The organism is Vibrio sp. B1FIG11, from assembly GCF_905175335.1.
Classification (GTDB): domain Bacteria; phylum Pseudomonadota; class Gammaproteobacteria; order Enterobacterales; family Vibrionaceae; genus Vibrio; species Vibrio campbellii.
Genome location: NZ_HG992751.1, coordinates 1,206,554 through 1,220,215 on the forward strand (window position 1 = coordinate 1,206,554; position 13,662 = coordinate 1,220,215).

Annotated in this window: 14 protein-coding genes and 1 pseudogene; all 15 read left to right on the forward strand. The window is 48.1% G+C overall.

Annotation, left to right across the window (positions count from 1 at the left end; all coding sequences use genetic code 11):
* Nucleotides 1-9: 9 nt before the first annotated feature.
* On the forward strand, nt 10-2,256 hold the full coding sequence (locus KHO06_RS05495) for a chemotaxis protein CheA (protein ID WP_212582215.1): 2,247 nt from the start codon (nt 10-12) through the stop codon (nt 2,254-2,256).
* A gap of 29 nt (nt 2,257-2,285) precedes the next feature.
* Nucleotides 2,286-3,400: pseudogene (locus tag KHO06_RS05500) on the forward strand (chemotaxis response regulator protein-glutamate methylesterase).
* 8 nt (nt 3,401-3,408) lie between these two features.
* Complete coding sequence (locus tag KHO06_RS05505) at nt 3,409-4,188, forward strand: ParA family protein (RefSeq protein ID WP_005531116.1); 780 nt, start codon at nt 3,409-3,411, stop codon at nt 4,186-4,188.
* Complete coding sequence (locus KHO06_RS05510) at nt 4,178-5,287, forward strand: chemotaxis protein CheW (RefSeq protein ID WP_212582216.1); 1,110 nt, start codon at nt 4,178-4,180, stop codon at nt 5,285-5,287. Before KHO06_RS05505 ends, KHO06_RS05510 begins: the two co-directional genes overlap by 11 nt.
* Before the next feature lie 36 nt (nt 5,288-5,323).
* Complete coding sequence (locus tag KHO06_RS05515; RefSeq protein ID WP_005438733.1) at nt 5,324-5,818, forward strand: chemotaxis protein CheW; 495 nt, start codon at nt 5,324-5,326, stop codon at nt 5,816-5,818.
* Nucleotides 5,819-5,832: 14 nt separating this feature from the next.
* Nucleotides 5,833-6,324 carry a DUF2802 domain-containing protein gene (locus KHO06_RS05520; protein ID WP_005433118.1) on the forward strand — a complete coding sequence of 164 codons (492 nt, stop codon included), beginning with the start codon at nt 5,833-5,835 and terminating at the stop codon, nt 6,322-6,324.
* A 199-nt stretch (nt 6,325-6,523) separates the two neighbouring features.
* The gene (gene ccmA / locus KHO06_RS05525) at nt 6,524-7,141 is read left to right on the forward strand and encodes a cytochrome c biogenesis heme-transporting ATPase CcmA (RefSeq protein WP_212582217.1); all 618 of its coding nucleotides are present in this window, start codon (nt 6,524-6,526) and stop codon (nt 7,139-7,141) included.
* A gap of 1 nt (nt 7,142) precedes the next feature.
* Nucleotides 7,143-7,811 (forward strand): heme exporter protein CcmB, encoded by a 669-nt coding sequence (ccmB, locus tag KHO06_RS05530; protein WP_005433124.1) that lies wholly within the window; start codon nt 7,143-7,145, stop codon nt 7,809-7,811.
* 108 nt (nt 7,812-7,919) lie between these two features.
* Nucleotides 7,920-8,663 (forward strand): heme ABC transporter permease, encoded by a 744-nt coding sequence (locus tag KHO06_RS05535; RefSeq protein ID WP_005433101.1) that lies wholly within the window; start codon nt 7,920-7,922, stop codon nt 8,661-8,663.
* An 11-nt stretch (nt 8,664-8,674) separates the two neighbouring features.
* On the forward strand, nt 8,675-8,881 hold the full coding sequence (gene ccmD, locus KHO06_RS05540; RefSeq protein WP_005433154.1) for a heme exporter protein CcmD: 207 nt from the start codon (nt 8,675-8,677) through the stop codon (nt 8,879-8,881).
* Nucleotides 8,878-9,363 (forward strand): cytochrome c maturation protein CcmE, encoded by a 486-nt coding sequence (gene ccmE / locus KHO06_RS05545; protein WP_005433109.1) that lies wholly within the window; start codon nt 8,878-8,880, stop codon nt 9,361-9,363. The genes ccmD and ccmE overlap by 4 nt, the downstream gene beginning before the upstream one ends.
* Nucleotides 9,360-11,342 (forward strand): heme lyase CcmF/NrfE family subunit, encoded by a 1,983-nt coding sequence (locus KHO06_RS05550; RefSeq protein ID WP_050906826.1) that lies wholly within the window; start codon nt 9,360-9,362, stop codon nt 11,340-11,342. The genes ccmE and KHO06_RS05550 overlap by 4 nt, the downstream gene beginning before the upstream one ends.
* Before the next feature lie 3 nt (nt 11,343-11,345).
* Entirely contained in the window at nt 11,346-11,900 is a 555-nt protein-coding gene (locus KHO06_RS05555) for a DsbE family thiol:disulfide interchange protein (protein ID WP_005433114.1), read from the forward strand.
* Nucleotides 11,897-12,382 carry a cytochrome c-type biogenesis protein gene (locus KHO06_RS05560; RefSeq protein ID WP_005433110.1) on the forward strand — a complete coding sequence of 162 codons (486 nt, stop codon included), beginning with the start codon at nt 11,897-11,899 and terminating at the stop codon, nt 12,380-12,382. Before KHO06_RS05555 ends, KHO06_RS05560 begins: the two co-directional genes overlap by 4 nt.
* On the forward strand, nt 12,382-13,599 hold the full coding sequence (ccmI, locus tag KHO06_RS05565; protein ID WP_005433122.1) for a c-type cytochrome biogenesis protein CcmI: 1,218 nt from the start codon (nt 12,382-12,384) through the stop codon (nt 13,597-13,599). The genes KHO06_RS05560 and ccmI overlap by 1 nt, the downstream gene beginning before the upstream one ends.
* Nucleotides 13,600-13,662 lie beyond the last annotated feature (63 nt).

The following is a 13,662-nucleotide window of genomic DNA, read 5'->3' on the forward strand; positions in this document are numbered from 1 at the left end:
AGGTAACGTATGAGCTACGATTTAGACGAAGATATTCTTCAGGACTTTCTCATTGAGGCTGGAGAAATCCTAGAGCTGCTGTCTGAGCAGCTTGTTGAACTGGAAAACAATCCAGAAGACAAAGATCTCCTAAACGCGATTTTCCGCGGCTTCCACACAGTGAAAGGCGGTGCTGGTTTCCTATCATTAGCGGAGCTGGTGGATACTTGTCACGGTGCAGAGAACGTGTTCGACGTGTTGCGAAACGGTCAACGTTCAGTGACGCCAAGCCTGATGGACACCATGCTGAAAGCGCTTGATACGGTTAACCATCAATTCCAAGCGGTACAAGATCGTGAACCTCTAGACGCGGCAGATCCTGCGTTGCTAGAAGAGCTTCACCGCCTATGCAAACCAGAGTCTGAAGACGAAGTGGTCGCTGCAGTTGAAGCGCCAGTCGTAACGCCAGAACCTGTGATTCCTGAGCCTGTCATCGAGCAACCAGCTGCGCTAGTTGAGTCTGCACCTGCATCTTCAAGCGTTGGCTCTGTTGACGAAATCACCCAAGACGAATTTGAAAAGCTATTGGACGAGCTGCACGGTAAAGGTTCTGCTCCGGGTGCGTCTGCACCAGCGCCAGTAGCTCCAGCTGCACCTGTTCAGGCAAGTGCGCCTGCAGCGGACAGCGGCGACATCACTGATGATGAATTTGAACGTCTATTGGACGAGCTGCACGGTGTGGGTAAGAGCCCATCAGCATCAGATGTTGCTCCAGTAGAGCCGCCTAAAGCGCCAGAGCCAGCTGCTCCAGCAATGTCAGCATCCACTGACGGCGATCTGATGACTGACGAAGAGTTTGAAAAGCTGCTCGACGAATTGCATGGTGCGGGTAAAGGTCCATCTATCGAAGAATTAGACTTTGCGACCAAACCAGCATCAGAAAATGTGGTACCTGAAGCGCCAAAACCGGCACCAGTACCTCAGCCAGCTCCAGTAGCGGCTGCGCCTTATCCAGCACCTGCTCCGGCTCCTAAGCCAGAAGCAAAACCGGTTGCGGTAAAAGAAGAAGCAAAAGCACCTGCGGTTAAGAAGCCACAAGCGGAAGCAACGGTACGTGTTGATACTTCGACGTTAGACACCATCATGAACATGGTTGGTGAGCTTGTATTGGTGCGTAACCGTCTACTAAGCCTTGGTTTGAACAGCAACGACGAAGAAATGTCGAAAGCGGTAGCAAACCTAGACGTCGTGACTGCAGACCTTCAAGGTGCAGTGATGAAAACGCGCATGCAGCCAATCAAGAAAGTATTTGGCCGTTTCCCACGCGTTGTTCGCGACTTGGCGCGTAACCTAAATAAAGACATCGTGCTTGAAATGCGCGGTGAAGAGACCGACCTAGATAAAAACCTAGTAGAGGCGCTAGCGGATCCATTGATCCACTTGGTGCGTAACTCGGTTGACCACGGCATCGAAATGCCAGACGACCGCGCGAAAGCCGGTAAATCTCGTACTGGTAAAGTCATCCTGTCGGCATCACAAGAAGGCGATCATATCGAGCTGGCTATCGTTGACGATGGCGGCGGTATGGATCCGAACAAACTTCGTGGCATCGCAGTGAAACGCGGCATGATGGACGAAGATGCGGCAGCGCGTCTATCAGACAAAGAGTGTTTCAACCTGATTTTTGCGCCAGGTTTCTCAAGTAAAGAGAAGATCTCAGACATCTCTGGTCGTGGTGTAGGTATGGACGTGGTGAAGACTGCGATCAACACGCTAAACGGCTCTATCGATATCGATTCAGAGCTGGGCAAGGGCACCAAGATCACCATCAAGGTTCCACTGACACTGGCAATTCTTCCAACATTGATGGTCGGCGTTGGCGGTCATCCGTTCGCTCTGCCATTGGCGTCGGTGAACGAGATTTTCCACTTAGATCTAAGCCGTACTAACGTGGTGGATGGTCAGTTGACGATCATCGTACGTGATAAGTCTATCCCACTGTTCTACTTGCAGAACTGGTTGGCGTCTAAGTCTCCTCGTGTACAAGAGCGTACAGGCCACGGCCATGTCGTTATCGTACAGATCGGCAGTCAACGTGTTGGTTTTGTTGTGGATACATTGATCGGCCAAGAAGAAGTGGTGATCAAGCCACTAGACAATCTATTGCAAGGCACGCCAGGAATGGCAGGTGCGACGATCACCAGTGATGGACACATCGCATTGATTCTTGATGTGCCAGACCTACTTAAGCAATACGCTGCAGCTTCGCGCATCTAAGCGAAGCTGGAGTCGATAAAAGGAATAAGATGGCGATTAAAGTACTAGTCGTTGATGATTCGAGTTTTTTCCGTCGTCGCGTAAGCGAAATCATCAACTCAGAATCGCGCCTAGAAGTGATTGACGTTGCGGTTAACGGTAGAGAAGCGGTTGAGAAAGCCAAAACTCTGAAACCTGACGTCATCACAATGGATATTGAAATGCCAGTCATGGACGGCATCACTGCCGTTCGTGAAATCATGGCTGCGTCTCCTACGCCAATCCTGATGTTTTCGTCCCTGACTCACGATGGGGCGAAAGCAACGCTTGACGCACTAGACGCTGGTGCGCTGGATTTCTTACCGAAAAAATTTGAAGACATTGCTCGTAACCGTGATGAAGCGGTATCACTGCTTCAACAGCGTGTGATTCAAATCGCTTCTAAACGAGCGTTTATGCGCCGTCCAATTGCCCGACCAGCAGCAACGGCGACCAGTTCAACAGCGCGCCCTTTGGCTTCTCGCACTGCTGCGCCGATTGTATCTGCGCCAAGCCGTCCGATGGCAGCGAAATTCCGCGCATCAGGTAAGAAGTATCAGCTAACGGCGATTGGTACGTCGACTGGCGGTCCTGTCGCGCTACAAAAAATTCTGACCCGTTTGCCAGTTAACTATCCGCACCCAATTGTGCTTATCCAGCACATGCCTGCGACATTTACCGCGGCGTTTGCAAGCCGTCTCAACACGCTTTGCAAAATCCAAGTGAAAGAAGCGCAAGATGGTGATGTGTTGCAAGCGGGTGTGGCCTATCTTGCCCCAGGCGGCAAACAGATGATGGTTGACGGTCGTGCAGGTGCTGCTCGTCTTCGTATTATCGATGGCGGCGACCGCATGAACTATAAACCATGTGTTGACGTGACCTTCGGCTCGGCAGCAAAAGTCTACGGCGACAAAGTTCTGTCGATGGTACTGACCGGCATGGGTGCTGATGGTCGTGAAGGTGCACGCATGCTGAAATCAGCAGGCTCTACCATTGGGCGCAAGATGAAGAAAGCTGTGTGGTTTATGGCATGCCACAAGCGGTTGCGAAAGCGGGCATCTCTACTGAAGACTTACCACTCGATCGCATTGCTGAGCGCATGCTGGTGGAAGTGGGCTTAGCGTAGGAAAGATCATGATCGTTTGGAGTGTAGCTAACCAAAAAGGTGGGGTAGGGAAAACCACATCAACCGTGACATTGGCCGGTCTACTTAGCCAAAAAGGTCATCGTGTTTTGATGGTGGATACCGATCCGCACGCGTCGCTGACGACTTATCTTGGTTATGATCCGGATGCAGTAACATCAAGCTTGTTCGATCTTTTCCAACTCAAGACGTTTTCACGTGAGACGGTGAAACCGTTGATCTTAGAAACCGAGCTTGAAGGTATGGACATCATTCCCGCGCACATGTCGCTTGCTACGCTAGATCGCGTAATGGGCAACCGCAGTGGAATGGGTTTGATCTTGAAGCGCGCATTACAAGCTGTCGCTCAAGACTACGATTATGTCTTGATTGATTGTCCGCCGATTCTAGGTGTGATGATGGTTAACGCACTAGCAGCCAGTGACCGAATCTTGATTCCGGTTCAAACCGAATTCCTTGCAATGAAAGGTCTGGAGCGCATGATTCGCACCCTGACCATCATGCAAAAGTCTCGTCCGGGTGGCTTCAAAGTGACTATCGTTCCGACTATGTACGATAAGCGCACGAAAGCCTCGTTGCAGACACTGACTCAGCTTAAGAAAGACTACCCGAATCAGGTGTGGACTTCGGCAGTACCGATTGACACCAAATTCCGCGATGCGAGCTTGAAGCATTTGCCTGCATCGCATTTTGCTTCTGGCAGTCGTGGCGTGTTTGCTTATAAGCAACTGTTAATTTACTTGGAGAGGTTAGCGTTCGATGAGCAATAACGACGTACTTTCCAGTGAACAAGCACTTGATGATTACTTCAGTGCTTTGCTTGGCGAAGAGGTCGAAGTTATTGAGCAAGAAGAAGAGCTTGACTTGCTCGCTCAAGAACTATCATCTGCAGAGCCAGAGCCAGAGCCAGAGCCAGAGCCAGAGCCAGAGCCAGAGCCAGAGCCAGAGCCAGAGCCAGAGCCAGAGCCAGAGCCAAAATTACAGCTGCAATACGCAGAACCGGAGTCGTATCAATACAGTGATTCGTACTCGCCAGAATTAGAAGCGCCTAATCTGGAAGACGTTCAGCGATTGCTTAGCCAACTTGAGTCAACCAATGTGGTGGCAGAGTTGGATATCGATGACATTCTGGAACAAAACACCATTGATATTGCGACTGAAGCAAAAGCAATGGAGCCGGAAATTGACGTCAAAACAGCGGTGGAAACCGTTGAAGAAATTCAAGAGTGGGTGATCGACGAAGAGCCGATGCCGACTGTTGAGGTTGAACAACCTGAGCCAGTTTGGGAGCAACCAGAAATTGAAATGGTTGAACCCACAGTTGATGTTGAAGTGGAGATTGAACAGTACACTGAGACAGAAACAGAACTGGAAACCGAAGCGGGTGCAAAGTTACCCAATACTTGGGAAAGTACGCAGCGGAGTGCAGACTTTCAAGTGCTTTACTTCGATGTAAATGGTGTGACTTTTGCGGTGCCGCTTGATGAGTTAGGGGGTATTCACCGCATCACAGAGCTGAACCACTTGATTGGCCGTCCTGCATGGTACTTGGGTTTGCAAACCAGTCGTGAGCAACAATTTGATGTTGTCGACACTGCAAAGTGGGTGATGGCGGATAAGCTTCGCGACGACAACTACAAAGATAACTACCAATACGTCGTCATGCTTGGTGAAAGCATGTGGGGGCTGGCCAGTAACCAATTGATGGGGACTGAGACGCTCAATATCGACAAAGTCCGGTGGCGTGAACAAGCGGGCAAACGCCCTTGGCTAGCGGGCATGGTGAAAGAAAAAATGTGTGCTTTAATTCATGTCCAAGCACTTATAGACATGCTAAACGCGGGTTTAGATGTAAAATCACTGAATTAGATTTTTGGTCGGGAACGACATTAACGAGGATTAACTATGTCTCAAGCTTTTGAAGTAGAAGTGAAGAAAGATACATCGAACGACGAAGTTCTTCAGTGGGTGACGTTCCAACTAGAAGAAGAAACGTACGGCATTAACGTAATGCAAGTTCGTGAAGTTCTTCGCTACACAGAAATCGCTCCAGTTCCAGGTGCGCCAGATTACGTGCTAGGTATTATCAACCTACGTGGCAACGTTGTAACGGTTATCGATACACGTTCACGTTTTGGCCTAATGGAAGGCGAAGTAACAGACAACACGCGTATCATCGTGATTGAGTCTGAGCGTCAAGTAATTGGTATCCTAGTAGACAGCGTTGCTGAAGTGGTTTACCTACGCTCTTCTGAGATCGATACAACACCTTCTGTAGGTACTGACGAAAGCGCGAAGTTCATCCAAGGTGTAAGCAACCGTGACGGTAAGCTGCTTATCCTTGTTGATTTGAACAAGCTGCTAACCGATGACGAATGGGATGAGATGGCTCACCTGTAATTGGCTGATGAATCATGGCTGAAGAAACCTTCCTATCATTACCGTTTATTGTAGGCGGTCTAGCGTTTGTCTTCTTGGTGCTGCTTTTGCTTCAGCTGCGCGTGCGTGCGGGTTTGCAAAAGCAGATGGATCAGCAACGTGCTCAAGCGCGTCATGCGGAAAAAGAAGTGCAAAAGCTGAATAAACAACTGTTGGAAGTGCGTTCAGTGGTGGTTGGCCTAGGTCAGAAAGTCACTGAACAACAAGATGTTATTCAACATCTTAATGAGCGCATTCGTGAACTTGAACACGCTGATACAGACGGACGTTTGTACAGCCGCGCTTCAAAAATGGTTCAACTTGGTGCTGACATCAATGAGTTGATTGAAGAGTGTGAATTGCCGAAAGCAGAGGCTGAATTGATGTTGTCTCTGCAGAAAAAATTGGCAGGGAAAGAGAAAATCCCACCGCTAAGCAGTCAACCCTCCGATGACCCGACATATTCCTCTCGCGGAAGACGTCGATAAAGATTGAAAAAAGAAGCTCCGGCTTCTTTTTTTATTTTTAAAATAAAAACTTATAATCACTTATGGTTATTTTTATTAAAATGTGACTATAAGTTAACAAAAACTCACGAACTTACATACATCAACGCTTTCTTATCCTGTTTTGTCATATCTAAGCTGTGCTAATATAGCGACTCGTTCATTTTTTAGTTGAAGCCCTATGTTAGAAGTCTCTAACCTAACTGCGATCCGTGATGACCGGGTCCTGTTTGAAAACCTGCAATTCGAAATCAAGCCTAGTGAGTTGGTCCAGATTGAGGGACGTAACGGTACAGGTAAAACCACATTATTGCGCATCGTGACAGGGTTAGGGGACAGAGAAGAAGGCATCATCAAATGGAAGGGTGAAGAGGTTGAGAAATCTCGCGACGTATTCCATCAAGACTTGCTGTTCTTAGGGCATCAAACTGGCGTTAAACGCGAACTGACCGCATTAGAAAACCTGCGCTTTTACCAATCTATCCACAATAATCGCTCCTCTGAAGAAGAAATCTTTGCCGCACTTGCCCAAGTGGGACTTGCAGGCCGAGAAGATGTGCCTGTAGCACAACTTTCTGCAGGCCAGCAACGTCGCGTGGCGTTGGCAAGGTTGTGGTTAAGCAATCAAATCTTGTGGATTCTGGACGAACCTCTTACTGCCATCGACAAACAAGGTGTCAAAGTGCTGGAGTCGTTGTTTGCCAGTCATGCAGATAATGGCGGCATTGTTGTACTTACTACACACCAAGATATGTTTGCAGACAGCCCGAAACTTAGAAAAATAAAACTGGGTGATTGATATGATTTCGGCCATGACAACCATTATCCGCCGTGAGCTTCTGATCGCATTTCGCCGTCAAGCGGACATCTTGAACCCGTTGTGGTTCTTCATCATCGTGATCACACTTTTTCCTCTCAGCATTGGTCCCGAGCCTAATTTGTTAGCACGTATTGCAGCTGGCATTGTTTGGGTTGCTGCGCTGCTGTCTGCCTTATTATCATTAGAGCGTTTATTCCGTGATGATTATCAAGATGGCGCACTTGAACAAATGATGCTAATGCCAATTCCATTGCAACTTGTTGTGATTTCTAAGGTCATAGCTCACTGGTTGCTGACGGGATTGCCTCTGATTTTGATCAGTCCATTGTTGGCGATTCTGCTTTCTCTTGATTTCAATACTTGGTTGTCTGTAGTGCTGACACTTGCTATCGGTACCCCGACGCTGAGTTTTATCGGTGCCATTGGTGTGGCACTGACGGTTGGGTTGCAAAAAGGCGGCGTTCTTTTGAGTTTGCTCATTCTTCCGCTCTACATCCCGATTCTGATTTTCGCTACGTCCGCGATTGATGCTGCGGCATTAGGTATGTCGTATAACGGACAACTGGCAATTTTAGGCGCAATGCTGATGGGGGCGATGACCCTCACGCCATTCGCCATAAGCGCAGCATTGCGAGTTAGTGTTAACTAACTCAATAAATGCGATTTAAGCGACGTTTGATCAAAGAATTATTATTAAAGCACTGCTACGGTCTCGGCCCAATGGACAGTGTCCCTGAAGTAAGAGTGAGAACTTAACATGTGGAAATGGCTACATCCTTATGCCAAGCCTGAAACAGCTTATCACCTGAGTGGTAAGTTCCTACCTTGGTTTTCTGTATTGGCTCTCGTATGCCTAACGGTTGGTACTGTCTGGGGCCTTGCATTTGCGCCTTCTGACTATCAACAAGGCGACAGTTTCCGAATCATCTACATCCATGTACCTTCGGCTATTTGGTCGATGGGCGTTTACATGTCGATGGCCATTGCCGCATTTATCGGCTTGGTTTGGCAAGTACGCCTGTCAGATATGGCAGCATTGGCGATGGCGCCAATCGGTGCAGTATTCACCTTTATTGCTCTATTAACGGGTGCCGTTTGGGGTAAACCTATGTGGGGCACTTGGTGGGTATGGGATGCACGTCTGACTTCAGAATTAATTCTTCTATTCTTGTACCTTGGTGTTATTGCGTTGTACCACGCGTTTGACGACCAAAAAACAGCGGCGAAAGCGGCAGGTATTTTGGCTATCGTCGGTGTCGTTAACCTTCCGATAATCCACTTTTCAGTAGAATGGTGGAACACGCTTCACCAAGGCGCGACTATCACTAAATTTGAAAAACCATCCATCTCATCCGATATGCTTTGGCCTCTACTGCTAAACATCTTTGGTTTTGCGTTCTTCTTTGGCGCAGTCACGATGGTGCGTTTCCGTAACGAAATTATCAGCAAAGAGAGTCACCGCCCTTGGGTGCGCAAACTCGCAACTGAAAAAACTCAGTGAGGTAATTGATTATGCATTTTGATTCTCTGAGCGAACTATTTGCCATGGGTGGCTACGCAGGATACGTATGGAGCGCGTTTGGTATCACCTTCTTATCTATGCTTATTCTTCTGATTTCGAGCATCCGTCGTGGGGATGCATTGTTGAAAGAGGTGAAAGCGAAAATTGATCGTCAAGCGCGTATCGACGCGGCGAAGAATATGGAGAACACGTTATGAACCCGAGACGTAAAAAGAGGCTAGGCATTGTTTTAGCAATCTTTATCGGTATTAGTGCAACCATCGGTTTAATGCTATATGCACTGAACCAAAACATGGATCTATTCTACACGCCGACGGAATTGGTAAACGGTAAGCCAGACGGTACTAAACCTGAAGTAGGCCAACGCCTGCGTATCGGTGGCATGGTGGTTGAAGGTTCGGTTCGCCGTGACCCTGAATCATTAAAAGTAAGCTTTGATCTGCACGATGTGGGCCCTAAAGTTACCATCGTTTATGAAGGTATCCTTCCTGACTTGTTCCGTGAAGGTCAAGGTATCGTTGCGCAAGGTGTTCTTGAAGACGCAACAACCGTAAAAGCTTTTGAAGTGTTGGCAAAACACGACGAAGAATACATGCCACCTGAGATTGCAGAAGCAATGAAGAAGACTCATGAGCCTCTGCAGTACACAACTGAACAGAAACAAGGAAGCGGCCAATGATTGCTGAAATCGGTCACTTTGCCCTCATACTCTCGCTAGCAATGGCATTATTGCTCAGCGTATTGCCGCTATGGGGTGCATCAAACAACAACACCATGCTGATGAATACAGCACGACCGCTTTCGTGGTCGATGTTCATCATGCTGTTTTTCTCTTTCGTTATTCTATGTTGGGGTTTTTATACCAACGACTTTACTCTGCAATATGTAGCAAGTAACTCAAACAGCCAACTGCCTTGGTACTACCGTCTGACCGCGGTTTGGGGCGCGCACGAAGGTTCATTGTTGCTCTGGGTACTTATCCAAGCTGCGTGGACAGTGGCAGTTGCTACTTTCAGCCGTGGCATGCCACAAGAATCGGTTGCTCGTGTACTTGCAGTAATGGGTATGATTTCGGTGGGCTTCCTGCTGTTTATCATTCTGACGTCTAACCCATTCCTACGTACGTTGCCATTCTTCCCGGTAGATGGCCGTGACTTGAACCCACTTCTTCAAGACCCGGGTTTGATCGTTCACCCACCGATGCTTTACATGGGCTACGTAGGTTTCTCGGTAGCGTTCTCGTTTGCAATTGCGTCTTTGATGACTGGTCGTCTTGATACGGCTTGGGCTCGTTGGTCTCGTCCTTGGACAACCGCAGCTTGGGTATTCCTAACACTAGGTATCGCACTAGGCTCTTGGTGGGCTTACTACGAACTTGGCTGGGGTGGCTGGTGGTTCTGGGACCCAGTAGAAAACGCATCATTCATGCCTTGGTTAGCGGGTACAGCGCTGATGCACTCCCTAGCAGTAACTGAAAAGCGCGGTACGTTCAAAGCGTGGACAGTACTTCTGGCGATCTCAGCATTCTCATTAAGTTTGCTAGGCACCTTCTTGGTTCGTTCCGGTATCTTGGTATCGGTGCACGCGTTCGCGTCAGATCCATCACGCGGTATGTTTATCCTTGGTTTCCTAGTCTTCGTTATCGGCGGCTCACTCCTGCTATTCGCAGTGAAAGGGGCAGCGGTTCGTGTACGTGGTAATTTCGATTTGGTGTCGCGTGAGAACGCGCTGCTTGCTAATAACGTCCTTCTGATTGCTGCGCTAGTTGTAGTATTGGTTGGTACCTTGTTGCCATTGGTTCACAAACAAATTGGTCTTGGTTCAGTATCTATCGGTGCACCATTCTTCGACATGCTGTTCGCGTGGCTGATGATGCCGTTCGCCTTCCTATTAGGTATTGGTCCTATGATTCGCTGGAAGCGCGACAATCTATCCAAGCTTATTAAGCCAATGATTGTTTCTGGTGTGCTTGCTTTCGCATTGGCTGCAGTATGCGTGTTCCTATTCGCTGACTTCTTCTCAGTGATGGCCTACATCGGTTGGGTGATGGCAATCTGGATCATTGCAATGCATGGCTTTGAGTTGTACGAGCGTGCTACGCACCGTCACAGTTTCGGCGAAGGTGTTCGTAAACTTCAACGTAGCCACTGGGCAATGATGCTAGGTCACATCGGTCTTGCGGTTACCGTGATTGGTATTGCGATGGTGCAAAACTACAGCATCGAACGTGATGTACGCTTAGCACCAGGTGAGCACTTCAAGATTTACGGTTACGACTTCTACTTCTCAGGCCTACGTGACAAAGACGGTCCAAACTACGATGGTTACATCGCGGACTTCGAAATCACCAATGATGGTAAGTACGTGAACACGCTGCACGCTGAAAAACGTTTCTACCGCACGGCTAAGTCAATGATGACAGAAGCGGCCATCGACCGCGGCATCACTCGTGACCTCTATATCGCAATGGGTGAGCGTCTAGACGACAACCGTTCTTGGGCAGTACGTATTTACTACAAACCATTCGTTCGTTGGATCTGGGCTGGTTCATTGATCATGTCTTTAGGTGGTGCACTGGCTATCTCTGATAGACGCTACCGCTTCCGCAAAACGGCTAAGAAAGACGAAAAGTCAAAGCTAGCGGAGAAGGAGGCATAATAAATGAATAAGAAGGTCTTATTTATCCCGTTGGTGGCTTTCATGGTATTGGCGGGTATCTTCGCAACTCAGTTGGTTCGTAACCAAGAGGGTGATGATCCAACAAAATTGGAATCGGTACTGGTAGGTAAGCCAGTGCCTGAGTTTCACTTAGAAGATTTGGCGGAGCCTGGTAAGCAATACGATCAATCGATCTTTAAAGGCGAGCCTTTACTGCTTAACGTGTGGGCGACTTGGTGTCCAACGTGTTACGCAGAGCATAAATACCTAAACGAGCTTGCTGGTAAAGGTGTGAAGATCATCGGTATGAACTACAAAGATGATCGCAACAAAGCGGTGGGTTGGCTAAATGACTTAGGCAACCCATACCTAATCAGCCTGTTTGATGGCAGCGGCATGCTAGGTCTAGACCTTGGCGTATACGGTGCTCCAGAGACATTTATCATCGATGCTAACGGTGTAATTCGTTACCGCCATGTTGGTGACGTAAACCCTCGCAACTGGGCGGAAAAACTAGAGCCGCTTTACACCAAGTTGGTTGAGGAGGCGAAGCAATGAGAAAGTTTATCTTAGCGGCATTGGCTGCAATGACATTCTCTCTTGCTGCCCACGCAGCGATTGAAGTGTATGAGTTTGATAACCTAGAGCAAGAGCAGCAGTTCAAAGAGCTAGGCCATACTCTGCGTTGTCCAAAATGTCAGAACAACACTATCTCAGATTCGAATGCGGAACTGGCTCAGGACCTACGCCACAAGGTGTACGAAATGACCAAAGAAGGTAAGTCGAAAGATGAGATCGTCGACTACATGATTGCTCGTTACGGTAACTTCGTAACTTACAATCCTCCGTTTACTTTTGCGACTGCAATTCTTTGGCTAGGTCCGCTTGCAGTGGTATTAGGCGGTTTTGGTTTGATCGTGCTACGTAGCCGCAAATCTAAAGCAAAAGCAGTTCAAGCAAGCAATGAGCAATGGGACGAAGAGAAAGAAGCGCGTCTCAAATCATTACTTGATGAAGAGAACAACGGAGATAAGAAGTAATGACACTATTTTGGGTTTCAACCGTTGTTCTTACGCTAGTAGCGTGTGCACTGATTGCATTGCCATTGCTTAAGCAAAAAGCCAACAACGATGAAGTGTTACGTGATGAGCTCAACAAGGCGTTCTATAAAGACCGTTTATCTGAGCTTGCTGAAGAAACAGACGAAGGTCTGGTGGAAAGCGAAGACGATCTGATTTCGGATCTAAAGCAGTCTCTACTTGACGATATCCCGGGTGATAAAGCTCAAAAAGAAACCAAGGTTTCTCCTATTGCTGTATTAATCCCATCGGTCATTCTGACAGTAGTCTTGAGTTACGGCTTGTACTACAAGTTTGGTGCATCTCAAGATGTGATCAAGTGGCAAGAAGTTAACGCTAACCTTCCTGAGCTTTCTAAGAAGCTAATGTCTGCTGCGTCTGAGCCGTTAAGTGAAGACGAAATGGCCGATCTGTCTTTAGCACTGCGTACTCGTCTGCATTACCAGCCTGAAGATTCAACCGGTTGGTTGCTACTAGGTCGTATTGCTTTGGCTAACCGTGACGTGACGACTTCTATTGATGCGATGGAAAAAGCGTACAAGCTAGAGCCAAAAGACCCTGATGTTCAACTTGGTTATGCGCAAGCACTGATGCTTTCTCAAGACGAGATGGATCAAGCGACGGCTCGTTCTCTACTTGGAAAACTGATGCAGCAGGATTACGTTGATCTACGTGTATTCTCGCTTCTAGCGTTTGATGCATTCGAGCGTCAAGACTTCCCTGCGGCCATTAAATACTGGGGCATCATGCAGCAAATGATCGGTCCTGAAGACAGCCGCTATGAAATGCTTGGCCGTAGTATCGAGAGCGCGCGCAAACAAATGGGCGAAGCGGTTTCTCCAGATAAGAGTGTAGCTGTGACCATTAATGTTGCTCCAGAAGCTCAGTTGGATCCAAACGCAGTCTTGATCGTTTCAGTTCATCGTGCAGATGGTTCTCCAATGCCAGTTGCGGCGGCTCGTTACCCATTAGGTACATTCCCTCGCACAGTCGTACTGGATGATGGGAATGCGATGATGGATGGCCAGAAGCTTTCTTCATTGGATAAGCTGATAGTCCGTGTCCGCGTAGACTCTGATGGCAACGTGGCGACTCGTGACCAAGATTGGCACGGTGAGAGCGCTGTGGTAGATTTCGGTCAGCCAGTTGAAGTAATGATTGATAAACAGTATCAATAGACATCATTGTCTCTGATAGTTGACACTCAGTGAGCGCCACATCGGTTTTGTGGTATGACTTGC

Coding starts and splice junctions, on each gene's coding strand:
- KHO06_RS05495 (WP_212582215.1), top strand. CDS start 10: ATGAGCTACGATTTAGACGAAGATATTCTTCAGGACTTTCTCATTGAG.
- KHO06_RS05505 (WP_005531116.1), top strand. CDS start 3,409: ATGATCGTTTGGAGTGTAGCTAACCAAAAAGGTGGGGTAGGGAAAACC.
- KHO06_RS05510 (WP_212582216.1), top strand. CDS start 4,178: ATGAGCAATAACGACGTACTTTCCAGTGAACAAGCACTTGATGATTAC.
- KHO06_RS05515 (WP_005438733.1), top strand. CDS start 5,324: ATGTCTCAAGCTTTTGAAGTAGAAGTGAAGAAAGATACATCGAACGAC.
- KHO06_RS05520 (WP_005433118.1), top strand. CDS start 5,833: ATGGCTGAAGAAACCTTCCTATCATTACCGTTTATTGTAGGCGGTCTA.
- ccmA (WP_212582217.1), top strand. CDS start 6,524: ATGTTAGAAGTCTCTAACCTAACTGCGATCCGTGATGACCGGGTCCTG.
- ccmB (WP_005433124.1), top strand. CDS start 7,143: ATGATTTCGGCCATGACAACCATTATCCGCCGTGAGCTTCTGATCGCA.
- KHO06_RS05535 (WP_005433101.1), top strand. CDS start 7,920: ATGTGGAAATGGCTACATCCTTATGCCAAGCCTGAAACAGCTTATCAC.
- ccmD (WP_005433154.1), top strand. CDS start 8,675: ATGCATTTTGATTCTCTGAGCGAACTATTTGCCATGGGTGGCTACGCA.
- ccmE (WP_005433109.1), top strand. CDS start 8,878: ATGAACCCGAGACGTAAAAAGAGGCTAGGCATTGTTTTAGCAATCTTT.
- KHO06_RS05550 (WP_050906826.1), top strand. CDS start 9,360: ATGATTGCTGAAATCGGTCACTTTGCCCTCATACTCTCGCTAGCAATG.
- KHO06_RS05555 (WP_005433114.1), top strand. CDS start 11,346: ATGAATAAGAAGGTCTTATTTATCCCGTTGGTGGCTTTCATGGTATTG.
- KHO06_RS05560 (WP_005433110.1), top strand. CDS start 11,897: ATGAGAAAGTTTATCTTAGCGGCATTGGCTGCAATGACATTCTCTCTT.
- ccmI (WP_005433122.1), top strand. CDS start 12,382: ATGACACTATTTTGGGTTTCAACCGTTGTTCTTACGCTAGTAGCGTGT.